21 protein-coding genes are annotated in these 24,171 nt (G+C 36.7%); 3 read left to right on the forward strand and 18 right to left on the reverse strand.

From position 1 onward, the window contains the following. Positions 1 to 12: 12 nt before the first annotated feature. The 16 genes from ACTJIP_RS17535 to mraZ form a co-directional block, all read right to left on the reverse strand. Positions 13 to 1,527: a GH3 auxin-responsive promoter family protein gene (locus tag ACTJIP_RS17535; protein ID WP_077413165.1), complete on the reverse strand. Its 1,515-nt coding sequence runs from the start codon at positions 1,525 to 1,527 to the stop codon at positions 13 to 15. Between the two features lie 105 nt (positions 1,528 to 1,632). Further along, on the reverse strand, positions 1,633 to 2,043 hold the full coding sequence (locus ACTJIP_RS17540) for a BrxA/BrxB family bacilliredoxin (protein WP_047379990.1): 411 nt from the start codon (positions 2,041 to 2,043) through the stop codon (positions 1,633 to 1,635). A gap of 456 nt (positions 2,044 to 2,499) precedes the next feature. Next, on the reverse strand, positions 2,500 to 2,946 hold the full coding sequence (locus tag ACTJIP_RS17545) for a GatB/YqeY domain-containing protein (RefSeq protein ID WP_047377988.1): 447 nt from the start codon (positions 2,944 to 2,946) through the stop codon (positions 2,500 to 2,502). A gap of 84 nt (positions 2,947 to 3,030) precedes the next feature. Continuing rightward, positions 3,031 to 4,944: a cell division protein FtsZ gene (ftsZ, locus tag ACTJIP_RS17550; protein ID WP_077413164.1), complete on the reverse strand. Its 1,914-nt coding sequence runs from the start codon at positions 4,942 to 4,944 to the stop codon at positions 3,031 to 3,033. A gap of 91 nt (positions 4,945 to 5,035) precedes the next feature. Continuing rightward, on the reverse strand, positions 5,036 to 6,421 hold the full coding sequence (gene ftsA / locus ACTJIP_RS17555) for a cell division protein FtsA (protein WP_077413163.1): 1,386 nt from the start codon (positions 6,419 to 6,421) through the stop codon (positions 5,036 to 5,038). Positions 6,422 to 6,507: 86 nt separating this feature from the next. Further along, entirely contained in the window at positions 6,508 to 7,479 is a 972-nt protein-coding gene (locus tag ACTJIP_RS17560) for a cell division protein FtsQ/DivIB (protein WP_180564834.1), read from the reverse strand. Continuing rightward, entirely contained in the window at positions 7,476 to 8,843 is a 1,368-nt protein-coding gene (gene murC, locus ACTJIP_RS17565) for a UDP-N-acetylmuramate--L-alanine ligase (protein ID WP_077413162.1), read from the reverse strand. Before murC ends, ACTJIP_RS17560 begins: the two co-directional genes overlap by 4 nt. A 149-nt stretch (positions 8,844 to 8,992) precedes the next feature. After that, positions 8,993 to 10,093 (reverse strand): undecaprenyldiphospho-muramoylpentapeptide beta-N-acetylglucosaminyltransferase, encoded by a 1,101-nt coding sequence (gene murG / locus ACTJIP_RS17570; protein WP_077413161.1) that lies wholly within the window; start codon positions 10,091 to 10,093, stop codon positions 8,993 to 8,995. 1 nt (position 10,094) lies between these two features. Continuing rightward, on the reverse strand, positions 10,095 to 11,333 hold the full coding sequence (locus ACTJIP_RS17575) for an FtsW/RodA/SpoVE family cell cycle protein (RefSeq protein WP_440704884.1): 1,239 nt from the start codon (positions 11,331 to 11,333) through the stop codon (positions 10,095 to 10,097). Positions 11,334 to 11,375: 42 nt separating this feature from the next. After that, positions 11,376 to 12,701 (reverse strand): UDP-N-acetylmuramoyl-L-alanine--D-glutamate ligase, encoded by a 1,326-nt coding sequence (murD, locus tag ACTJIP_RS17580; protein ID WP_180564833.1) that lies wholly within the window; start codon positions 12,699 to 12,701, stop codon positions 11,376 to 11,378. 80 nt (positions 12,702 to 12,781) lie between these two features. After that, positions 12,782 to 14,023, reverse strand: coding sequence for a phospho-N-acetylmuramoyl-pentapeptide-transferase (gene mraY, locus ACTJIP_RS17585; protein ID WP_047377995.1), 1,242 nt, complete (start codon positions 14,021 to 14,023; stop codon positions 12,782 to 12,784). A gap of 79 nt (positions 14,024 to 14,102) precedes the next feature. After that, the gene (locus tag ACTJIP_RS17590; RefSeq protein WP_440704885.1) at positions 14,103 to 15,563 is read right to left on the reverse strand and encodes a UDP-N-acetylmuramoyl-L-alanyl-D-glutamate--2,6-diaminopimelate ligase; all 1,461 of its coding nucleotides are present in this window, start codon (positions 15,561 to 15,563) and stop codon (positions 14,103 to 14,105) included. Between the two features lie 57 nt (positions 15,564 to 15,620). Further along, on the reverse strand, positions 15,621 to 17,612 hold the full coding sequence (locus tag ACTJIP_RS17595; RefSeq protein ID WP_077413157.1) for a penicillin-binding transpeptidase domain-containing protein: 1,992 nt from the start codon (positions 17,610 to 17,612) through the stop codon (positions 15,621 to 15,623). Beyond that, a complete protein-coding gene (locus ACTJIP_RS17600) occupies positions 17,596 to 17,961 on the reverse strand; it encodes an FtsL-like putative cell division protein (protein ID WP_047377999.1) in 366 nt (121 codons plus the stop codon). The genes ACTJIP_RS17595 and ACTJIP_RS17600 overlap by 17 nt, the downstream gene beginning before the upstream one ends. A gap of 97 nt (positions 17,962 to 18,058) precedes the next feature. Continuing rightward, a complete protein-coding gene (gene rsmH, locus ACTJIP_RS17605) occupies positions 18,059 to 18,952 on the reverse strand; it encodes a 16S rRNA (cytosine(1402)-N(4))-methyltransferase RsmH (protein WP_077413156.1) in 894 nt (297 codons plus the stop codon). A 48-nt stretch (positions 18,953 to 19,000) separates the two neighbouring features. Beyond that, complete coding sequence (gene mraZ / locus ACTJIP_RS17610; RefSeq protein ID WP_047379979.1) at positions 19,001 to 19,459, reverse strand: division/cell wall cluster transcriptional repressor MraZ; 459 nt, start codon at positions 19,457 to 19,459, stop codon at positions 19,001 to 19,003. 272 nt (positions 19,460 to 19,731) lie between these two features. Between mraZ and ACTJIP_RS17615 the strand changes: the two genes are divergently transcribed. From ACTJIP_RS17615 to ACTJIP_RS17625, 3 genes are all read left to right on the forward strand, one after another. Further along, positions 19,732 to 20,493: an alpha/beta fold hydrolase gene (locus ACTJIP_RS17615; RefSeq protein WP_077413155.1), complete on the forward strand. Its 762-nt coding sequence runs from the start codon at positions 19,732 to 19,734 to the stop codon at positions 20,491 to 20,493. Between the two features lie 68 nt (positions 20,494 to 20,561). Continuing rightward, a complete protein-coding gene (gene yihA, locus ACTJIP_RS17620) occupies positions 20,562 to 21,185 on the forward strand; it encodes a ribosome biogenesis GTP-binding protein YihA/YsxC (protein WP_077413656.1) in 624 nt (207 codons plus the stop codon). Then, positions 21,178 to 21,627 (forward strand): GNAT family N-acetyltransferase, encoded by a 450-nt coding sequence (locus ACTJIP_RS17625; protein ID WP_180564832.1) that lies wholly within the window; start codon positions 21,178 to 21,180, stop codon positions 21,625 to 21,627. The genes yihA and ACTJIP_RS17625 overlap by 8 nt, the downstream gene beginning before the upstream one ends. A gap of 132 nt (positions 21,628 to 21,759) precedes the next feature. Here the strand turns inward: ACTJIP_RS17625 and ACTJIP_RS17630 are convergent, their stop codons facing one another. Both ACTJIP_RS17630 and ACTJIP_RS17635 read right to left on the reverse strand, forming a co-directional pair. Then, positions 21,760 to 22,425 carry a response regulator gene (locus tag ACTJIP_RS17630; RefSeq protein ID WP_077413153.1) on the reverse strand — a complete coding sequence of 222 codons (666 nt, stop codon included), beginning with the start codon at positions 22,423 to 22,425 and terminating at the stop codon, positions 21,760 to 21,762. Between the two features lie 12 nt (positions 22,426 to 22,437). Continuing rightward, the gene (locus ACTJIP_RS17635; protein ID WP_175627162.1) at positions 22,438 to 24,141 is read right to left on the reverse strand and encodes a tetratricopeptide repeat-containing sensor histidine kinase; all 1,704 of its coding nucleotides are present in this window, start codon (positions 24,139 to 24,141) and stop codon (positions 22,438 to 22,440) included. Positions 24,142 to 24,171: the final 30 nt, after the last annotated feature.

The raw sequence follows: 24,171 nt of genomic DNA on the forward strand, positions 1-24,171 counted from the left end.
TATTCTATATCTTTATTTATTCATTTCCAGCAAAGGTTCAATATATTCTCTGTCATTGCTCAACCTTGGCACCTTATTTTGCCCGCCAAGTTTTCCTTTAGCTTCCAGCCAGTGATAGAAAAGGTTGGTTTTAGCAATATGTACAATAGGTCTTTTAAGCGTCAAATTGTTGTATCTCTTTGCTTCATAATCAGAGTTGATTGTTTTTAAATGCTTGTCAAAAGCATCAATAAAGAGGTCCAGGTTATCTGGATGCTGACTGAACTCAAAAATCCATTCATGGGCACCTCCTTCGTTTCCTTTCATAAAGACAGGAGCTCCTGTGAAATCGGTGATCTGCGCTCCCGTAGCTTCACATGCCTTTGAAAGGGCAGATTCCACATTGGTAATCATCAGTTCTTCACCAAATGCATTGATATAATGTTTTGTTCTTCCTGTTATTTTTATTCTGAATGGATTGGTTGATGTAAAGACAACGGTATCGCCAATCAGGTATCTCCACAGACCGCCGTTGGTTGTAATTACCATGGCATAGTTTTTACCTACTTCCACATCTTCCAGACTTACCACTTTCGGATTTGAAAAATGGAACTGATCCATGGGAATGAATTCGTAAAATATACCGTAATCCAGCATTAGAAGCATCTCATCACTGTCTGATCTGTCCTGTATCCCGAAGAAGCCTTCAGAAGCATTGTAAATTTCGTAGTAATTGATGTTTTTTCCGATGATCTGTCTGAATTGCTCCCTGTAGGGCTTGAAACTGATTCCGCCGTGAAAAAACACCTCCAGATTCGGCCATAGTTCTGAAATACTTCCGATATTGGTTTCCTTTAATACTTTTTGAAGGAGAACCATCATCCAGCTTGGTACCCCAAGGATACTTCCCACATCTTCATTTTTTACTTCAGAGGTGATCGCCTTCAGTTTGCTTTCCCATTCTCCCATCAATGAGACTTTCTTGCTTGGGGTTGTGGTTATTTCTACCCAAAATGGAAGGTTATCAATTAAAATAGCAGATAAATCCCCAAATTTTGTGTTGAAATCAGCATACAGTTCAGAACTTCCTCCTAAACGTAAATTTTTATAATTAAAAAGCTGATTTTCGGGATGGTTATTGGCGTAAATGGAAACCATATCCTTTCCTGCCTTCATGTGACAGTATTCCAGGCTTTCTGCAGAAATGGGGATAAATTTACTCTTGGCATTGGTGGTTCCCGACGATTTGGCAAAATGTTTAATGAGCCCGGGCCAGCTTATATCTTTCTGACCCTGCCTTGCTTTTTCAATATAAGGTTCCATTTCTTCATAGGTAACGATCGGGACCTTATTTTTAAAATCCTGATAACTTGATATAGAATTGAATCCGTACAGTTTACCGTATTCCGTGTCTTCTGCATGAAACAGCTGGGAAAAGAGTATACCTTTCTGGGTCTCAATGGGATGATCCATGAAATTCTGTATCTGATCTATCCTCTGACGGATGAACCAGTTGACTACGGTATTGAAAAGTGCTTTGGTTGCCATTCCAACAAATATAATGATATTTGAATTTTCTGAAAATTTTTTGCGTGATTAAATAAAAAAACCGTTACAAAATTTGTAACGGTTTGATATTTAGATTATTGTTTCTTAGCAATACTCATCATATGCAGCCTGTAGGTTTGCTGCGATAGCTCCTGCAGGGTTTCCTTCGATGTGGTGTCTTTCCAGCATGTGAACCAATTCACCATCTTTGAAAAGAGCTACACATGGAGAACTTGGAGGGAATGGAGCAAGGTGTTTTCTTGCCTCAGCTACAGCCTCAGTATCAAATCCTGCAAATACAGTTGTTAAATGATCAGGTTTCTTATCTCCAGTCAAAGAGTATACAACTCCAGGTCTTGCAGCACCTGCTGCACAACCACATACGGAGTTAATTACCAATAATGTAGTTCCGGACTGCTTCAATGCATCTTCTACCTGAGTTGGAGTTGTCAAGTCCTGGAAACCTTTATCTGTAAGCTCTGCCTTCATAGGCATTACTAAATCTGTTGGATACATATATTTTGTTTTTATCTGTACAAAGTTAAGCATTTCTTTGCGTTTGTTCAATATATAAAAACTATCAATCGATTAGTCATATAAAATTAATTAAATATTAATATTGTAATAATATTCAAAAAAATGTGAATTAAGACTAGGAATAATGGAAAATTATTATTAATTTTGAAATGATTCTGAAAAACAAACGACCATGAAAAAAACATTTAAGGCTTTCCCTCAAGCAATCAATCACTTAAATACTCTATGAAATATGGTAGTATCTTAATTCTTTTTCCAGTTTTAGAATCAAAACTGATTAACAAACTTTAATATCCAAAGAAAGCGAAGCCCGGAACTTTTCAGTTCCGGGCTTCTTTAATCAAATCGATATGCAAAGGTTGTATATCCTAATATAAATAGTTGATAGAAAATAAGTTGAAGGGTTATGGATCGCCGTCAACGGTTAGTTATCAACTAAGACAGGAGCTTTTTAGCCATCTCGGAAATACTTTTTCCGTCAGATTTTCCGGCTAATACTTTTGACGCTGCTCCCATTACCTTCCCTAAATCTTTAATAGATTCAGCTCCGGTTTCAGAAATAATATTTTTAATTTCTGTTTCAAGTTCTTCAGCAGAAAGTTGTTTAGGTAAAAACTTCTCAATTACTTTCATTTGAGCTTCTTCTACTTCTGCAAGATCCTGTCTTCCTTGAGCTGAAAACTGCTCAAAAGAATCTTTACGCTGCTTGATCATTCTCTGCAGAATAGCAATTTCCTGCTCTGCGGAAACTTCAGCGCCTCTTGCTTCTGTCTGTAAAAGAAGAATCTGAGATTTTACAGCACGAAGAGAGTCCAGAGCTACTCTGTCTTTTTCTCTCATGGCTGTTTTTATAGCTTCGCTTATTATATTTTCTAAACTCATGTTATTCTTATTTGTACTAATGTGAAAGGATTAATGTATTGATGATTTTACAGAGTGACTCATCAATACATTAATACACTTATTTTAGTCTACGTCTTTATTTAAAAATCTGTTTTCTCTGATCTGCATAGATCCATTGTTGTCAGACAGATACGTGTTGATGTTCTGATCTGAAGCATTGGTTCCGTCGATCGAAATATTTTTTCTTTTGAAAGCAGGAATAGATTCAAACTCACTCGTGCTGTCAAAGCTCTGGTAGCGTGAGTTGAATTCTTTCAATTTATTTCTTCTTTCAATCACTCTGTCCTGGTCGATCGTTTTATTCACAAAAGTGAATTCTGATTCTTCCGTTTTTGGAGCTTCAATTTCTGTTTTGTTTTCAAAAGCAGTTTTTGTTTCTGCTTTTGGTTCTTCCTGTTTCTGATAGAAGGTTTCAATCTTCTGAGCCGGTTCAGCTACAGCAGCATTGCTTGGGTTGTTAAATTCTGCTTTTGGCTGTCCGAAATCGGTATTAGGCTCGTTTCTCACAGGTTCGTTTACAAAGAAACTGAATTCAACAGGTTTTTCTTCTGTAAATGAGCTGCTGAATGGAGTTCCTGCCTGTGGTTCATCTTTTTTATTTTCAAAATCAAATGAGAAAGACTGAATTTCCAGGTCGTTTGGATCTTCATTCTCTTCGTCAATAGAAAATAAGCTGTATTCCTGCTCACTTTCTTCTTCGTTTTTCCACGCCTGTTCAGGAGTGTTTATAATATCTTCCTCTTTATCAGAGAATTTTATTTCGGGTCTTACCTGCTCTTCTTCAAGAATCATTTTTTTTTCAATGGATGTAACCTTGAACTGTGTGCTGTGGTCTTCATCATCTAATCTGAAATGATTGGCTCTGCTGGAATCATAGGTGGTATCAGGTGCAGACTCTCTTTCCTCTCTTGTTTTGAAAGGGGAGTTTTTCGGAGCATCGAAGCTGTCGTTAAGACTGATTCTGATTTTCTCTGTAGGTCCTGCAAATTTCTTATTGTCGTTAGAGAATCCTGTTGCGATAACAAGAACGCTTACTGCATCTCCCAATTCCTCATCAGCACCTACTCCGAAGATAATATCTGCGGTGTTTCCAGCTTCTTTCTGAATATGGTCCATGATGATACCGATCTCATCCATGGTTACTTCTTCAGCACCACTTCTGATCAATAACAGAACGTTTTTGGCACCTGTAATCTTATTATCATTCAATAATGGAGAATCAAGGGCTTTTCTTACCGCTTCTTCGGCTTTATTTTCACCTGAAGCAGTTCCTGTAGACATCAAAGCGGTACCTGAATTCTGAAGTACAGATTTAGCATCTCTAAAGTCAATGTTTACATCAAAGTAACCTGTAATAACTTCTGCCATACCTTTGGCTGCATTAGCTAGAACTTCATCGGCTTTTGAGAATCCCTGCTTGAATCCAAGGTTTCCGAACTGCTGTCTTAGTTTATCGTTGTTGATAACAATTAATGAATCAACATTATTTTTTAGTTTATCAAGACCATTTTCAGCCTGATCAAGTCTTCTTTTACCTTCAAAACTGAAAGGAACGGTAACAATACCTACAGTAAGAATTCCCATGTCTTTTGCTACTTTAGCAATGACAGGAGCCGCTCCGGTACCGGTACCACCGCCCATTCCGGCAGTGATAAACACCATTTTGGTGTTTTGTCCCATAGCTGCTTTAATATCTTCAATACTTTCGATTGCAGATTTTTCACCAACCTCAGGGTCTGCACCTGCTCCAAGACCTTCTGTGATTGTGGTTCCTAACTGAACTTTATTAGCAACCGGGTTATTATCAAGAGTCTGAGCATCTGTATTACAAATCACGAAATCAACTCCGTGAATACCTTTCTCGTACATGTGCTTCAGAGCGTTGTTTCCACCGCCCCCTACACCGATTACTTTTATGATGGATGAATTTCCTTTTGGCAAATCAAATGAAAATCCTTGTGTACCTATATTTTCCATAACTATACTTTTAATAATTATAATTGATAATTGATTGATGATAATTGATAAGGAAAAGATCGTTTATCGCTTATCATTCACCATTTATAATTTATTCTACTTCTTCAAAGAATTTTTTTACTTTTTCCATAAGCGACTGCCCGAAGGTCAATTTCGCCTTTCTGTTCTCCTGTCTTTCATTTTCAAAAGACTGCTGCTCCTGAACGGGTGTTGCATGCTGAACCGGCTGAACAGTTTCTGTCTGTACTGAAGCGGTTTCAGGCTTTGGCTGTTCTGCAACAACTTCCATGATTTCATCAGCATTCTGCTTTTTGTCTCTGATCTTTAAACTCTCCATCAGTAACCCGATAGACGTAGCAAATTCAGGGCCTTTCAGGTACTGATTTTTATCGTTGGCGATATATTCATTCGCAAAACCTATTCTGCTGTCAAAACCAGTGGTATAATTGGCCAGCTGACGAAGATGTTTTAAGTTTGAACCACCACCTGTAAGAACGATTCCTGCAATAAGTTTTTTCTTTTGTTCAAAAGCACCATAAGCTTTCAGTTCTGTATTGACCATTTCTAAAACTTCTTCTACTCTTGCATTGATGATTTGTGCTAAAGTTTTTAAAGAAATTTCTTTGTCCGGTCTGCCATGAAGCCCCGGTATGGTTACAAAAGTACTATCTTTTTCTAATTCGGGAACAGCCGAACCAAACTTTACTTTAAGTTGTTCTGCATGTTTCTCTATGATGGAACAGCCTTCTTTGATATCTTCGGTAATAATTCCGCCTCCGTATGGAATCACACAGGTATGACGGATGATGTTATCTTTAAATATCGCAATATCTGTTGTACCACCACCAATGTCAACAATAGCGACACCAGCTTCTTTTTCTTCTTTTGTAAGAACAGCTTCAGAAGATGCCAATGGCTCTAAAGTAAGGGCTTCCATTTCTAGTCCGGCTTCACGAACGCATCTTGCAATATTTCTGATGCTGCCCATTTGGCCTACTACAACGTGGAAGTTAGCTTCTAAACGCTTTCCATGCATTCCAACGGGTTCCTGAATTTCACCCTCGGAATCCACTTTATATTCTTGAGGAAGTACGTGGATAATTTCTTCTCCAGGAAGCATAACCAGCTTTTTCACCTGATCTTTTAATGCTTCAATGTCATCGTCTGTAATAAATTTATCAGGATGTTCACGCATAATATAATCGGAGTGCTGCAGAGAACGAATGTGTTTTCCTGCAATACCTACCGTAACTTTGCGGATAGGAACACCAGCACTGGACTGTGCTTCGGATACTGCAGCCTTGATTGAATTAATAGTCTGTGAAATATTATTCACAATACCTTTATGAACACCAAGACTTTTAGCTTTTCCTACACCGAGAACTTCTATTTTCCCGTGTGCATTCCTTCTTCCGACAATCGCGACTATCTTTGTTGTCCCGATGTCCAGACCCACTGAATACTCTTGATTTTCCATTTTTATATCGATTTGATTTTTTCTACTTTTTCCTTTTTTTCTCTAAAGATGATCTCCTATTTGTGTATTGAATGTCCCGAAAGGACTTATTCTATTTTTACTTTTGCCTTTGGCTTGGATAAGGCCTTAGCGGTTGATTTTTTTTCTGTTTTTTTCGCTTCTTTTGTATGTGTTTTCGGTTTCGCGCTCTCTTTCGGTTTTGCCGGCGTGGAGCTCGTTTTTTTTGCTTCCGCTATTTTTGGTCTGGCCTCTGTCTTCTTTGTTGCTGCCATTGGAGCAGGAGCTTTTGCCAGTTCTAATTTTCCTGCTTTTAAAATACTGTCATTTTCTTTAAAATAAGGGTTTAAAGTAGTAACAATCTGATTCTGGTATTTTACAGAAATCATACTGTACTTCTGTGGATCCTGGTAGACAAGATATTTTTCCACGAAGGTTTTAAATCCTTTTACTTTAAAATCAATATTATCCAGATCTCCAATCTCTACCCGGTAATTTCCTTCACTTGTCAGAAGATTGTAGCTTTCTTTGCTTTTTGAAATCCCGATAAAATATTTCTTACTGAAATCATCTTTATCAATCTTTCCTACCAGCTCTGCCAGTTTTTCATATTCATCCGGCTGTACATTTCCGGTTACCAGCATACATGGGTGCGAATACGTTCTTGAAATTGGAAATTCAACTCCTTTTTCATCTACGTAAAAGTCTTTTCCGTCTTTATTAAGCCTGAAAACAGGAACTCTCTGCTTGATATCCAGATTCAGTTTTCCATTCAGGTTCAGGTAGACATTAGCACTATCTACCGCCGGAAGTGAATTGATTCTTTTTTCTAAAGAAGGAATATTAAGGTCACCTACTTTTCCAGAAGGGTTTTCTTTTTTTACAATCTCCCTGATGTCTTTTTCATCAACAAAATAAACCGGAGTTTTTTCACTCATTTTTACAGAAATCTTATTGTCTGTAATCTGTTGGTGGCTGAATCTCTTCAACGAGAAACTCAGTAACAATCCAAGGATGATTACAGTGACAGCAATTTTTAATATTCTGTATTTATTTTTCATATTTTTTGTACAGCACTTATCCACTCACAAATAGGATCATACAGGGTATCTATATTTCCTGCACCTACGGTAAGAAGGATATCAAAATCTTTTTCTTTTATTTTTTCAAAAGCATCGGATAATGTCGATACTTCTTTCTTATCTAATGTCACTTTGTCCAGCAGCCAGCTTGAATTAACTCCTTGAAAATTCTCCTGAAGTTCTCTTGCAGGGTAAATATCAAGCAGAATAAGTTCATCGGCTTTGCTTAAACTTTCTGCAAATCCATCTGCGAAATCTCTTGTTCTGCTGAAAAGGTGAGGCTGGAAGACCACCACTAGTTTTTTATCAGGGTAAAATGTTCTGATTGAGCTCACTACAGCATTGATTTCTGTAGGGTGGTGAGCATAATCATCAATATAAATTTTACCGTTTTGATAAATATGTTTGGTATATCTTCTTTTAATTCCTTTAAAGTTGGCAATAGCTTTTTTCAGCGTATCAAAATCTGCGCCTAAATTATGCAGAATCGCTAGTGCTACAGTAGCATTCTCCACATTATGGATTCCCGGAATTTCCCATACAAAATCCTTTATTGTTTCGGTAGGAGTATGGAAGTCAAAATAAATTTTATCATGATCCATTCTCAGGTTGTCAGAATAGTAGTCTGCAGGCTCATTTACAGCATACGTTTGATGTCCTCTGCCAATTTCTACTCCTTTTCTTACAAAGAGCTGTTTATCCTGAGGCACTAAAGCCGCAAACTGTCTGAACCCTTCTTCAATATGACTTTTATCTCCATAAATATCCAAATGGTCTGCATCTGTAGAAGTTACAACTGCCCAATCAGGAGAAAGGTTCAGGAAGCTTCTGTCATATTCATCCGCCTCTACCACAGAATATTTGGAACCGTTGTACAGGAAGTTCGATTTAAAGTTTTCAGAAATTCCTCCTAAAAAACATGAGAAAGGCAGATCTGCTTCTTTGCATAAATGAGCTACAAGGGTTGACGTGGTTGTTTTTCCATGAGTTCCCGCAATAGCGATACAATCTGTATTTTCAGTGATTAATCCTAAAACTTTAGCTCGCTTCAACACTTCAAATTGATTTTCATTGAAGTAATCCAATATTCCAAGCGTTTTAATAGCCGGAGTATAGATGACCAATGTATCTTCTTTCTGAAGAGAAGTTATCCTTTCATCAATAAAGTCTTCAAAAACAATATCAATCCCTTCATTCATCAGATTCTGAGTCAATTTTGTATTGGTTTTATCGTAGCCCAATACTTTTTTTCCGGATGCATTGAAATAGCGCGCTAATGCACTCATTCCGATACCTCCGATTCCAACGAAGTAAAAAGTCTGATATGTTTGTAAAATGTTCATTTATATTTTAATCTTTAATGACTCTTGAACCAATTCAGAGTTTAATTACTAATATTTTTATTATAAAGCTTTAATCAACTAACATTCATGACTCGTTAATGAAATAAGTTTTAACGGTGTCAGGCTGAGCTTGTCGAAGCCTTTCCTAATTATTTTATTACTTTAAAAATCTCATCTACAATCTCTTTTGCGGCATTTGGCTTGGCAAAATATTTAAGATTGTCAGACATTTCTTTCCTTACCCTTTCATTTTCGCAGATTTCTGATAATGTATTCCAGAATTTTTCCTGCATTTCAGAGTCTTTTACCATTCTTGCTGCATTTTTTTCAACCAGATTCATGGCATTTTTAGTTTGGTGGTCTTCCGCTGCAAAAGGGAAAGGAACCAAAAGGACCGGTTTTTGTGCTACGGCCAACTCTGAAATGGCAATAGCTCCGGCTCTTGAAACGATGATATCAGCTGCAGAATAAGCCAGTTCCATATCTTTGATGAATTCAAGGATCTGAATATTAGGAGTGTCTGTATCTTTTGTTTCGTTTACAATATCTTTATAATCAAGCTTTCCTGTCTGCCAGATCAGCTGATAATCTTTATCTGTCATTTGTTTTAAATGAGATTTCCATGCATTATTCAATGTTCTGGAGCCTAAAGAACCACCCACAGACAGAATCGTAAGCTTATCTTTATTCAATCCCATTTTTTCTTTTGCCTGGGTTGTTTCCTGCATTCCTGAAACAATGTTCTCACGAATCGGATTTCCCAGAAATTTTATTTTTTCTGCCGGAAAACCTTCCACTTTTGGATAAGCTGTAAAAACGGCTTTCGCTTTCTTGCTTAAAATTTTATTGGTTACTCCCGCATGAGCATTCTGTTCCTGTATGAAAATAGGAATTCCCATTTTGCTTGCTTCATAAAGAGCGGGTCCGCTGGCAAATCCTCCAGTTCCTACGGCAAAATCAGGAGCAAAATTTTTAATAATCTTTTTAGACTTTGATAAACTCTTCAGAATTTTGAATGGCAGGCCTAAATTGGATAACAAATTTCCTCTGTCGATTCCTGCGATATCAATTCCCTCAATTTTATACCCTGCTTGTGGAACTTTTTCCATTTCCATCTTTCCATTGGCACCAATGAACAAAAATTCTGCATCAGGAAATCTTTTTTTGATTTCATCAGCAATGGCGATGGCTGGGAAGATATGACCTCCTGTTCCTCCGCCTGATAATAATATTTTTAATTTTTTGTCCATCTTAAGCGATATCGTTTATTTCTGCTACACTTTGTTTTTTGCCCATTCCTTCTTCATCATAAATCTGAATCCTTGAGCTTATATTTAAAATAATACCTAACTGTAAATAGGTTACCAGCATTGAGGTTCCTCCGTAACTTATCAAAGGCAGCGGCTGTCCTGTTACCGGGATCAGGTTGACTGCAACGGCTATGTTTACTGAAAGCTGTATAAAAATCATTACCCCGAGACTGAGAACGAGCAAGGATCCGAAAAACGCCGGCATCTTACTGGCAATCATTACGATCCTGATCATCATAATTAAGTATAAACTGATCAGAAAAGCGGCTCCAATCACTCCGTATTCTTCTACAATAACCGCGAAGATAAAGTCGGAGGCAGATTGTGGAAGCATTTGTTTCAATGCACTTTTCCCTGGTCCCATTCCGGTGATTCCACCATGTACGATGGCTGCTTTAGCCTGCATTACCTGATAGTTTTTTGCTTTTATACTTTCATCATCTACATCGGCTGATTTTGCTTTGCTTGAAGTAAATGTTTCTACACGGCTCATCCATGTATGAACACGGTTTCCGCCAATCATGTTCGTATTCAGAGCTATTAATAAAAATAAAACAATAGCTACAAATGAGGCAGAAATAAACCCTGCAATGTATTTCCAGTGAAGCTGTCCTATGACAAGAACCACTACGGAAACCATTAAAATCATTAATGCGGTGGAACCGTTATCTTTTGCTACCAATACAAAAACAAGCAGGATAGGCCCGAAAATATACATGATATTCTCTATTGGAAGCCTTTCTCTTGTGATCTTTTTGGTTAAATATCTGCACAGGTAGATAATCAGCATTAAAAAGGCAAATGATGAAGGCTGGAAGGAAATTGGTGTTCCCGGGATTTTCAGCCATCTGGAAGCACTGGCTCCGTCAATGGTTTGCCCGGTAAACATGGTAACAATCAGCAGAACAATCATAAGACCGAGCAGAATACTGCTGAGCTTTCCGATATATTCATATTTTATTGTTCCTACCAGTCGCATAATTGCTAATCCTAAGACTACAAAGAACATATGTTTGATAACGTGACCCGTTGTAGTCCCGTTATTAACAATGTATTCGAGATTTGAACTTGCAGAGTATACAGGGAAAATAGAGAAAATGGAGATCACAAGGATGACCATCCAAAGTACTTTATCACCCTTTAGAAATTCAAATCTGCTTTCTGTGTTCTGTTCGTCCATAATTTTGTATTGATGTATAATGTACTTTGTACAAAAAACATTTTACTTTAGTACCTGCTCTTTAAACTGGCGTCCTCTGTCTTCATAGCTTTTGAACAAGTCAAAACTTGCGCAACACGGAGATAATAAGACGGTATCGCCTTTCTTAGCCAGTGATTTGGAAATCCTCACGGCTTCTTCCATGCTTGAAGTATCATAAATAACTTCTTTTTTGTCTTTAAAGAAATCTATGATCTTCTTGTTATCTACTCCAAGGCAAACAATTGCCTTTACTTTTCTTTTGACTAAATCTTCAATTTCGGTATAGTCATTTCCTTTATCTAATCCACCAACGATCCATACGGTTGGTGTTTTCATGCTTTCTAGAGCATAATAAGTAGCGTTCACATTGGTTGCTTTACTGTCGTTGATGTATTTTACACTATCAATTTCAGTCACCAATTCCAATCTGTGTTCTACAGCCTGGAATGTCATCAATGAATGTCTGATGCTTTCATTGTTGATTTTTAATATCTTACCTGCAATAGATGCTGCTAAGCTGTTCGCTACATTGTGATTTCCCAATAGAGACAATTCATCAACTTTCATTGAGAATTCGTCTTTCATTTTTACAACAATCTCATCTTCATTTACAAAACCTCCTTCAGATAACTTCTCTTTTGTTGAGAATGGAATCATTTTAGCCTTTATTTCAAGCTTTTCAAGAAGATTTTTGCTCATTTCATCATCCTTGTTATAGATGAAGAAATTATCATTTTCCTGATTTTCAGTGATTCTGAATTTTGCCAAAGCATATTCTTCATAGTTGTAGTTATACTGATCCAGGTGATCCTGAGACAGATTCAACAGTAAAGAGATATAAGGTCTGAAATTTTGAATATCATCCAACTGGAAAGAGCTTACTTCCAATACATAATATTCATGGTTTTCATCTGCCACCTGCTTGGCAAAGCTGTATCCGATATTTCCTCCCAAACCTACATTCAATCCGTCATTTTTCAGGATATAATAGATTAGGGAAGTAGTGGTTGTTTTTCCGTTGCTTCCGGTAATGGCAATAATCTTTGCATCTGTAAATTCAGAAGCAAATTCAATTTCAGAGGAAAGTCTGATTCCTTTTTCATGAATTTTATGAATGATCTCCGCCTTTTTCGGAATTCCCGGGCTTTTTACGATCCAGTCAGCGTTTAAAACCCTTTCTTCATCGTGGTTTCCTTCTTCAAATTCAATTTCATTATCGGTAAGAAACTGCTTATAGTTATCCTTAATGGCTCCTTTATCTGAAAGAAATACTTCCAGACCTTTCTTTTTAGCCAAATAAGCAGCTCCGCATCCGCTTTCTCCACCTCCTAAAACAACTATTTTCATATTATTTGGATTTAATGATTAAAAGATTTAGTGTTAAAAAATTCTTCAATATTTCAATCTTTTAATTTTTAAATTGGTTTTTATCTCATTTTTAATGTGATCAGACATACAATAGCCAGTATTACCCCAATGATGATCATTCTGTTCACGATTTTACTTTCGTGGAAACCTTCTTTCTGATAATGGTGGTGTAATGGTGACATTTTGAATAGTCTATTGTTTTGGGCATATTCCAACCCGTATTTTCTTTTTCTGTATTTGAAAACAACTACCTGAAGCATTACAGACAGGTTTTCAATTAAGAAGATTCCGCATAATACAGGAATCAGCAATTCTTTTCTTAAAATAATGGCTAAAACGGCAATTACTCCTCCCAGCATCAAACTTCCGGTATCTCCCATGAAAACTTGCGCAGGATAGGTGTTGTACCAGAAGAATCCGATCACCGCACCTACCATTGCCACGGCAAAAATGGTGGTTTCACCCATATTGGGAAGGAACATGATATTGAGATAGTCTGCAAAAATGATGTTCCCGGAAAGATAAGCAAAGAGCGCCAGCGATAGTAGTATAATGGCACTTGTTCCTGCCGCCAGACCGTCGATTCCATCTGTAATGTTGGCACCGTTTGAAACAGCTGTTACAATGAAGATGACAATAGGAATAAACACAATCCATGCCCACTCATGAGCATCTTTATCATTCATCCAAAACAAAATTCCGCTATAATCGAACTCATTGTTTTTGGCAAAAGGAACGGTAGAAACAGTAATTTTTTCAGTAGGCATAAAGTTTTGCTCGACATTATTTCTGTTGACCACTTTAGCATCGGCATATTTTCTTTTAACGGTAATGTCCGGGTGGAAATACATTGTAATTCCGACAATTAGCCCTAAACCAACCTGGCCTACAATTTTGAATTTACCACTTAAACCGTCTTTATTTTTTTTGATTTTCTTTAAATAATCATCCAGGAAACCAATAGCTCCCATCCAGAACATTGAAACCAGCAACAGAACAATATATACATTGGTAATTCTTGTAAACAGCAATACGGGAATGATGGTTGCCAAAATGATGATGAGCCCTCCCATGGTAGGAGTTCCTTCTTTTTGTTTTTGACCATCCAATCCAAGATCACGTACCAATTCTCCCATTTGTTTTGTTCTCAGGTAATTGATTACTCTTTTTCCATAGACAAGAGCAATAATCAGAGAGAATAGTACAGCCATCCCGGCACGGAAGGAAATGTATTTCAACAATCCTAATCCCGGAACGTGGATTCCATGGTTGGTTAGATATTCGTATAGATAGTATAGCATAGTTTCAATTGTTAATAAATAATCATTGATAATTGATGAATGATAAAGTTGTTATTATGTATCAATTATCGCCTGTAATTTACTTGCTCATTAATTTCCAAAGCTCATTAATTACTTCTTTGTCATCAAAATGATGTTTTACACCATTTATCTCCTGATAGGTTTCGTGCCCTTTTCCGGCAACCAAAACAATATCTTTAGGTTCTGCAAATTTTATCGCCATCTTTATGGCTTCTCTCCTGTCTGGGATTGAAGTGTACTTGCTGAAGTTTTGAGGTTCAATGCCTGCTTCAATTTCTTTGATAATCTGGGTAGGATCCTCTGTTCTCGGATTATCTGAAGTGATAATTGCCAATGTTGATTTTTTAGAGGCAATATTTCCCATTTCAGGTCTTTTGGAGTGATCTCTGTCTCCTCCACAGCCGAATACGGTGATTAATCTTTCGTTTTTGGTTCTGATATCGTTAATGCTGTCCAGAATGTTGTCCAATGCATCCGGAGTGTGTGCATAATCTACAATAAAGAAAATTCCGCCATCGGATTTGAAGGTTTCAAATCTTCCGGAAACTCTTTTTAATTTGCTGACCGCCTGAAGAATTTCATCCTGCTCAAAACCAAGTTCAGCAGCAATCCCGAATACAAGCAGCAAGTTGTATACATTGAACTTCCCGGTAAGTGTCGTCCAGAATTCCTTTCCGTTGAAGTTCAACAGCATTCCGTTGAAATCTACTTCCAACAATTTTCCGTGATAGTCTGCCATGGTTTTCAAAGCATAAGACTTTTTTGAAGCCTTAGTATTCTGAAGCATGACATTCCCATTTTTGTCATCTACATTAGTGATGGCAATAGCTGTATCTTCTAACTGGTCAAAGAATCTTTTCTTTGTTTTTAAATATTCTTCAAAGGTTTTATGATAATCTAAATGATCATGAGTAAGGTTGGTGAAGCCCGCTATTTTGAAGTGTAGTCCTTCAATTCTGTTTTGGGCAATTCCGTGTGAGCTTACTTCCATAAAAGCAAATTCGCATCCTTTTTCTACCGCTTCTGCTAAAATTCTGTTGATGGTAATCACATCAGGAGTGGTATGGGTAGCCGGAATAATTTCTTCACCGATTCTGATCTCAACAGTGGAAAGCAAAGCAGAGTCATAGCCCAGGTTTTTGAAAACATCAAAAAGAAGGGTAGAAACAGATGTTTTTCCATTAGTTCCGGTAACTCCTATCAGATTTAGTTTCTGAGAAGGGTTTCCGTAGAAATTGGAAGCAAGGTGACCCAGAGCTTTAGATGAATCTTTCACCTGAATATAGGTTATATTTTCAACCAACGTTTCTGGAAATTCTTCGCAAACGATTGCTGCAGCACCTTTTTCAATAGCAGATGCAATGAATGAGTGACCATCCACCACTGTTCCTCTCATAGCAATATAAAGAGAGTTTTCTGTAACTTTTCTGCTGTCAATCACCAACTCAGCCACCTCACGGTTGCTATCACCGTGGATTTCCAGTACTGGGATTCTGTTTACTAATTCTGTTATAATCATCTTTATCAATAAGGCTTGCCCTATTTTGTTTTAAATGGTCCTTGCGGGACTTTGTTCTTAATGTTGCAGAGACAAATAAATTCTCTGGTTCTTGCTGATCGTTGTGCCTTCCAGAGGGAATTGTTCTTTAATTCTTCCCACTCCTTTATAGTCGACACGGTATCCTAAGTTTTCCAATTGCGGGATTACGTTTTTACCGATTAATCCTACCACATTAGGCATTTGTTTATCATTTACCGCTACTTTTACATTAGGTTCAACCATTTTGCTCAGGTTTACCTTTTTGTCTACAAGCATTTCTTTTTCGATATTCTGAGGAGTTTTCAGGAATGTTTTTCCTGCAATTTCCTTAAATACGGGTGCTGAAACGGGTCCTCCATAAAATCCTATTGATGTATTGGGTTCACTTATCATTACATAGCAGGTGTATTTTGGTGCGTCTGCCGGATAAAACCCGGCAAATGATGCGCGGTATTTCATAGGGCCAGGCAGCCAGTATTCAAATCTTGCAGTTCCTGTTTTACCTGCCATTTTAAGGTTGGGAGTAAAGATGCTTCGTCCTGTTCCTTTTTCTACCGCTTTGGTTAAAGCACTGGTCATCATTTTAATCGCTTTTTCAGAAGCCATTTTGTTTACCATTACTTCAGGTTTGGCATTGTACATTACTTTGCCATCTTTCATGATTTTATCAATGAATAAAGGTTTAAGCATTTTTCCGCCATTGGCAACGCCGTTGTAGAAAGTTGTCAACTGCAGAAGGTTGATGTTGGAAGAATACCCGTAAGAAATAGAAGCCAGCGTGGCGGCATTCCATCTTTTATTTTGTGGAGTTACGATCTTTGGTTTTGTGATTCCCGGAAGTTCTATATCCATTTTGTCGAATAACTTCCAACGCTTCAGGTGGTCAAGGAAAATCTGAGGCTTTTCTGCATAATATTTTGTGATCAGTTTTGCTGTTCCTACATTACTGGATTTAGCTAAAACATCACTGATATCATATGTTCCTCCGCCGTGTCCGTCAGAAATTCTCTGTTTTGCATAAGTCCAGACACCGTTTCCTACGTTTACAGTTGTATTTTCATCAATGAAGCCGTCATCCATTGCTGCTAAAAGCGAAATGGTTTTAAAAGTGGATCCGGGCTCAATATTATCTTTTAGGGCGTAGTTGTAAGAATCTTCGTAATCTCCTGAATCTGTTCTTCTTAAGTTCACAAGGGCACGTACCTTTCCGGTTTCAACTTCCATTACAATCACAGTTCCATGTTTTGCTTCAAAATGGACCAGCTGCTTCTCCAGAGCGGAGTGTGCAATGTCTTGAATTCTAAGATCTAAGGTTGTATATACGTCTTCTCCGTCTACCGGTTCCTGAACTTTCCAGAAGTCGATAGGTTTCCATTGGGAAGAATTAATTCTCTGCTCCAGTCTTTTACCGTCGGTACCCGTTAAATATTTCGAGAAAGCACCTTCTAATCCTGATCTAAGCTCTCCGTTATCCATACCGATAGTTCCGGCACCGATTTCTGAAGTGGCCAACTCTCTTTTGTAGTTTCTGTCAACGATAAATCCTCCTTTATTTTTACCTTTTTTGAAGATAGGGAACTTTCGGATTCTGTCATATTGATCGAAATCCAGTCCTTTTACCAAAGTATAGTACTGGTTTTTCTTTTTCTTCTGTTCGTCAAATTTCTGTCTGAATTCTCCTCTGGATTTTCCGAACATTTTGCTCAGAGAATCTGTCAGCGCTTCGATGTGGTTGGAGTACACCGTATCTTTCATCGTTTTGAAGTCAAGAAAGATGTCATATCGCATCACTGTGGTTGCGAGAATAGAGCCGTCAGAAGCAAAAAGATTACCGCGGGCAGCCTTTAAAGTAGCTTCACGATAGTTTTTATTAATGTAATCGTCTTTAATTTCCTGAACATTGGTATTCTGAAGAATAACAATTCTTGCCAAGAACATTACAAACACGCACAAAGCTACCACTGCAAAGAGGTAGCCCCATCGTAACGTTTTCTTACGTTTATTGTCGTATTCATTTTGCTTTTGCATCTGTACTGTCCAGTTTTATTAGCAATTTGTGAGGATGGTTTTCCAGGGTCATCAATGAATCCCGGGCAACTTCTTTCCCCAGCTCTGATTCCATTTTTACTTTGATCAGCTTACTCTGGGCGTAAGCATTTCTCGATTTGTATTCTTCTGTTTCCTCTTTTAAGGCGTTTACAATTTTAATTTTTTTATTGACGAGATGGTTGGTATAAATCATGGCCATCATCAATATAAACAACAGGAGAAAATACTTGTAATGTATTTTGATCTCATCACGATTCAGAAAGTTTCCTTTTATAATATCTATAAAAGTGAGTCTTTTCTGGGGTCGATTTGTTGTTCTTTTTGCCACTTTATAATGTCAGTTTGCTTTGTAGTGAATTCGCTTTGTTCATCAGTCGTGAATATTATGATATTAAAAATTGACCATTGACGATTCACTATTCATTTTATATTTTTATTCCCGTTCTCATTTTGGCACTTCTTGCCCTTGAGTTTTCTTCGATTTCCTGATCATCAGGAATGATTGCTTTACTCTTTATCAATTCGAATGCCTTTTTATAATTTCCGTAAATATCTCTTGCCGGTTCTCCTTCAAACATTCCGTTTTTCAGGAATCTTTTTACCAAACGGTCTTCTAAAGAGTGGTAAGAAATAACGACCAGTCTTCCTTCCGGTTTCAACACATTATAAGCCTGAACCAGCATTTCTTTTAATACTTCAAGCTCCTGGTTAACTTCAATTCTTATTGCCTGGAAAAGCTGGGCATAAAATTTATTAACCTTATGAGGCGGAATGTAGCTGAAAAGCTTTTTCAAATCCTCAGTTGTATTTATGCTCTTTGTTTTTCTGTGGTGAACAATTTCTCGCGCCAGTTTTCTTGCTTCTCTTAATTCTCCATAATGATAGAAAAGATCTGCAAGCTCACTTTCTTCATATTCATTGATCACTCTTTTAGCATCAAGATTCTGCATTACGTTCATCCTCATGTCCAAAGGAGCATTGCTTCTTGTAGAGAAACCTCTGTCTGCTTCATCAAACTGGTGTGAAGAAACACCCAGGTCGGCCAAAACACCATCTACCTGAGGAACTCCATACATTAGTAATGAATTTTCCAGAAATCTGAAATTCTGATTAACTAATGTGAATCTAGGATCATCAATTGTATTTTTAAGTGCATCCAGATCCTGGTCAAAACTGAACAATCTCCCTTTATCAGAAAGTCTGCTCAAAATCTCCCTGGAGTGGCCTCCGCCTCCAAAGGTGCAGTCCACATATATTCCGTCAGGATTCGTCACCAAATCATCAACACTCTGCTTCAACAAAACGGGGTTATGATACATGCTTAATTGTGTTTTTTATTTAATATATAATCAATTAATAACCTACAGTTATTCTTCCTCGAAAGAGCCCATCACATCTTCGGCAAGGCTTGCAAAATCAGTTTCGTTGGTTGAGATTACCTTTTCGTAGGCTTCTTTATCCCAAATTTCGAAGAGCTCTCCCGCGCTGGTAATCACAATATCTTTCTGAAGATTTGCAAAATTCGTCAGGTCTTTAGAGATCTGTAACCTTCCTGCATTATCCAATTCTACTGTCTTTACTCCTGCCGTAAACATTCGTATGAAATCAGCATTCTTTTTTATGAATCTGTTCAGTTTATTAATTTTGCCCATCAGTTTGTCCCATGCATTCATAGGATAGACTTCCAGACAGGGTTGGAACACAGATCTTTTGACTACAAATGCCTTGTCTTCGAAGTTTTCCATCTGTTTAATTAAAGATGAAGGAACTTTTAGGCGGCCTTTGTCGTCAATTTTGCACTCATATGTTCCAATGAAATTTTTCATTTGGGACAAATTTATATAATAATTTCCAAAATTTCCCACTTTTTCCCACTTTTTGACTCAATGTTAATAAGTTTTATTAGAGATTGAATTTCAATAATGTAAAATACTGATATGAAGACAGTTGTAAAAAGTGTTATTTAGGCCATAGTAAAGCATGTTTGAAAAAAAAAGTTAAAAAGGAGAATATTATATTATTTTTATCTTAAATTAGGATAATCAAAATTTTTTTGAGGTTTAATTTGTATTTTTGCAGGGCTTTATTAAGGCGTTTTATGATATTTAGTACAAAAAAAGAAAAGAAATATTCCTATGTAGAAGCGGGAGAAGGACATCCATTAGTGCTGTTGCACGGGTTAATGGGTGGTTTGAGTAATTTCGATAAAATGGTAGATTTTTTTTCGGAAAGAGGCTTCAAAGTATATGTTCCTCAGTTGCCGATCTATGATCTGCCGGTACTCAATACGAATCTTACCACTATCGCAAAATATATTATCAAGTTTATAGAAAGTCATATTTCAGGCCCGGTTACCATTATGGGAAACTCAATGGGTGGGCATGTAGGGCTTATCTTGACGTTGGCAAGACCTGATTTGGTGAAAAATCTTGTGCTTACAGGAAGTTCCGGATTATATGAAAGAACTTTCGGGGACAGTTTTCCAAGAAAAAATGACCGATCTTATATCAAAAAGAAAACGGAAGAAGTTTTCTATGATCCAAAGATTGCGACAGAGGATCTTGTAGATGAAGTTTTTGCGGTGGTAAATGACAGAATGAAAGGAATAAAAACGGTAATGCTGGCAAGAAGTGCCATCAAACACAATATGCTGAACGACCTTCCTAAGATTTTGACACCTACGTGTCTGATCTGGGGAAAACAGGATAATGTGACTCCTCCGGAAGTGGCTGAGGACATGCACAAGTTTATTCCAAATTCAGATTTATTCTGGATAGAGCATTGCGGCCATGCAGCCATGATGGAAAAGCCGGATGAATTCAATGAAATCCTGTACAACTGGATAAAAGATAAAGTTTAATAAATACATCATAAAAAGACCATTAAGAGCTTTTCTTAATGGTTTATTTTTCTAAAATACATTCAAAAATGATTATCAAGACAGCAGAATTTGTAAAGAGTAGTGGAAAATGGCAGGAATGCCCAGAACCAAATATTCCCGAATATGCTTTTATCGGAAGGTCGAACGTAGGAAAATCATCACTGATCAATGCCATGATGAATCATAAAGATTTGGCTAAAACTTCGGGGACTCCGGGAAAAACTCAGCTGATCAATCATTTTTTGGTGAATGAAAACTGGTACCTTACCGATTTACCAGGATATGGATATGCAAAAGTTTCAAAAGTTCAGCGAAAGGATTTTGAAAAACTGATCACCAACTATATTCTGAACAGGAGAAACCTGGTGAACCTTTTTGTTTTGGTAGATTCAAGACACTCTCCACAGAAAATTGATCTGGAATTTATCCAATGGTGCGGAGAAAGTGGAATCCCATTTTCAATTGTCTTTACAAAAGCAGATAAGCTAAAACCGAATGTGGTTATTAAAAACGTTGAGGATTATAAGACCGAACTTCATAAAACATGGGAAGATCTTCCTGAACTGTACATTACTTCAGCAGAAAAGAAAGAAGGCGGAGACAACATTCTTGATTTTATACAAAAGACCAATGATTTTTTAACGAATAATAATATAAGTTTCGATGAGTAATATTGTCTGGAAAATCAAAACGTTTGATGAGTTCACCGTTCCTGAATTGTATTCGGTATTGAAAGCACGTATAGATGTTTTTGTTATTGAACAGAACTGTCCTTATCCTGATCTGGATAATTATGACCAGAAAGCGGTTCATATCTGGGCTGAAGAAGATGGACAGGTGCTGGCATACTGCCGTGTTTTTGATAAAGGAATAAAGTATGATGAAACTTCCTTCGGCAGAGTTCTGACTACGGAGCAGGCAAGAGGAAAAAGTCTTGGGAAACAGCTGATACAATATGCTGTAGAAACCATAGAAAATCGTTTTCATACTTCTGAAATCAAAATATCCGCACAAGATTATCTTTTAAGATTCTACAGTGGATTTGGATTTATAGATACAGGGAAAAAGTATCTTGAAGATGATATTCCACATACGGAAATGATAAGAAAATAAAAAGGTATCTCATTTGAGATACCTTTTTTCGAACTGTATAAAATTATATTGGGTGTTATTAGTTTTTTCATCATTTACTACTTCAAAAGTAGGATAATTAAGAAAAATAACCTTACGGAAAACCGTAATAGGTTAAATAATTCCCAAATCTTTACAAAAAGCTACAAGCTGTTCATTGCTTGTTATCTGAAGATCTTCTTTCATGCTGTTCAGTTTTTTCTCTATACTGCTTAAACTATAGGGCTTAATATCATTATTTTGAAGATAAACAGGGATGTTTTTCTGTAAAACACCCTGAGACAGGAGAGATACCAAAGTTATGTCATAGGTGGAAAACTCATAATTATTGAGCTTCTTTACTTCTTGTTTAAGATCGAGAGAAAGATAATTTTCATTCACATAAGTTGAGGCAATTGCTTTTTTCAGTTCTTTTGAGTCATTTCGGGCTTTACGAACAAAACCATTGATTCCGTATTCGTTGAAAAGGCTATCAATAATTCCGGACCTATGCTCTGCTGAAAAAACAATTATTTTCAAAGAAGGCTGTAGTTCTTTAACGGCTTTTATCAGCTCTTTTCCATTTTTAAGATTTTGTATGTTGTGGTCTTCTTCAAAAGAAAGATCTGTAATTAACAAATCATAAAGATCATTTTCACGAATGGATTTTTGAATTTTAGCTAATGCATCATCACAATAATAAACATAATCTGTGGTGGAAATAGTAAGGTCTTCTAATGTTTTCTGTACAGAAATACTGCTGCTTTCGTGATCTTCAGCTATTAAAATTTTTTTGAACATTCTTTTTCTTTTTTAAGAAGCAGGAAATGAAATATAAATTTTCAACCCTTTTTCGGTTTCAGTGTCAAAAATAATTTCTCCATTGATAGCTTCAATACGGGAATCCGTATTTGTCAAACCATTTTTGTAGGTAATTCCTTCTGAAATGCCGATGCCATTGTCTGTATACTGAATTTGTATCCTGTTATTTTTTCTTTCAAATTTAAAAGCAACATGGGTGGCGTGGCTGTGTTTTTTCATATTTACCAAAAGTTCACGCATAACCTGATAGATTTCTTCCCGCGTAAATTCTTTTAGCGTTTTCCATATATTTTCATCATTTCCGGCCAGGTACGTTTTTACATTTTCATTATTAAAAGATGCAATAAGAGTTGATACCTTTTTGCTGAATTCCTGCTTATTTTCAGAGGCTGTTTTCTCATAGGAAATATCTCTGGACTTTTCGTACACAAACTCAAGCTCGTCGAGTACTTTTTCTTTATCAAAATCTTCCTGATTTTCGATCTTTGTCATCACCTGATAGATACCATTGGCTACCACATCATGCACTTTTTTGGAAAGATGAAGCTGATTTTCTTTTATTCTTAATTCATTTTCCCGTTTCAGTCTTTTTTTTCTTCTCTTGTATAATATTGAGCCACCAATTAAACTTAAGGAGAGAATTCCTAAAATAACATTCTGTTTTAAAATTCTGTTTTGTTTCTGGACGGTAATCACTTTAAGCTGCTGGTTTTCTGCATTCTTTTTTTCTACATCAAACTCTATCAGTGCAAATCTGTTTTTTGCCTTATCTCGGGATAATTGAATGCTGTCATTTAGATATTGATATTCTGTGAAATAGTTTTGTAAACGAACTCCTTTATCATTTTTAACCATAAATTCAAGAGCCTCTAATCTATCATTAGGGTTTTTGATTACTTTTGCTAAACGATATTTTTCATTGATATGATGTAAAGCTTTGGTCTTATCAGAGTTTAAATAGTATTCAGCAAGATGAGAATGGCTGGATATAAGTCCGGATTTGTCATTGATTTTTTGTCTTAAGAAGAAAGCTGATAATAAACCTTCTTCTGCTTTATAATTATTGTTTTCAAGCCAACTGATATAATTGTAATTATCTAAAATTCTTGCATAATCTATATCATGTTGTAGCAGCTCTTTATCCTTAAGGATAGATTGATAGATACGGATTCCCTGTGAATAATTTTTCAGTTTTCCATAGGTGTCTGCAATATTATTTTTAATTCTGATTTTCTGATAATTATCTGAACTTGCATGCAATGCCTTATGATACCAGGTAAGAGCTTCTGCATAGTGCTTGAGATTTTTTTCAGATATCGCAAGGTTATTGTATATGGAAGGCAGATAGGCAGAATCTTCAGGCAGTTTTAGAAAGGTTAATGCATCAAGAGCTCTTTCATTACAGCTAAGATAATCTCCAATATCATTCAGTATAATTGCTTTGGTTGTTAAACAGGATGCTATATTAAGTGAGTCATTCTTTAGTTTATAGATACTCTCTGCTTTTGACAGAAGTGTAAATGCTCTTTCGTTATCATTATTATACAGAGCTGTTGCTTCATTATACATTTTGTCCGCTTCAGCTGAAGGGGTTTTCGCCGGAGAAGTTCTGTTTTCGGAAAAATTACAGCCAATGAATAAAAGAAAGACTCCTAGAAATTTTAACCCGGCATACATGATAATAGTTGATAGCAACTAAAGGTATTAAAAAAAGGACAATTTTCA

This window comes from Chryseobacterium sp. 22543, from assembly GCF_052044565.1.
Classification (GTDB): Bacteria; Bacteroidota; Bacteroidia; order Flavobacteriales; family Weeksellaceae; genus Chryseobacterium.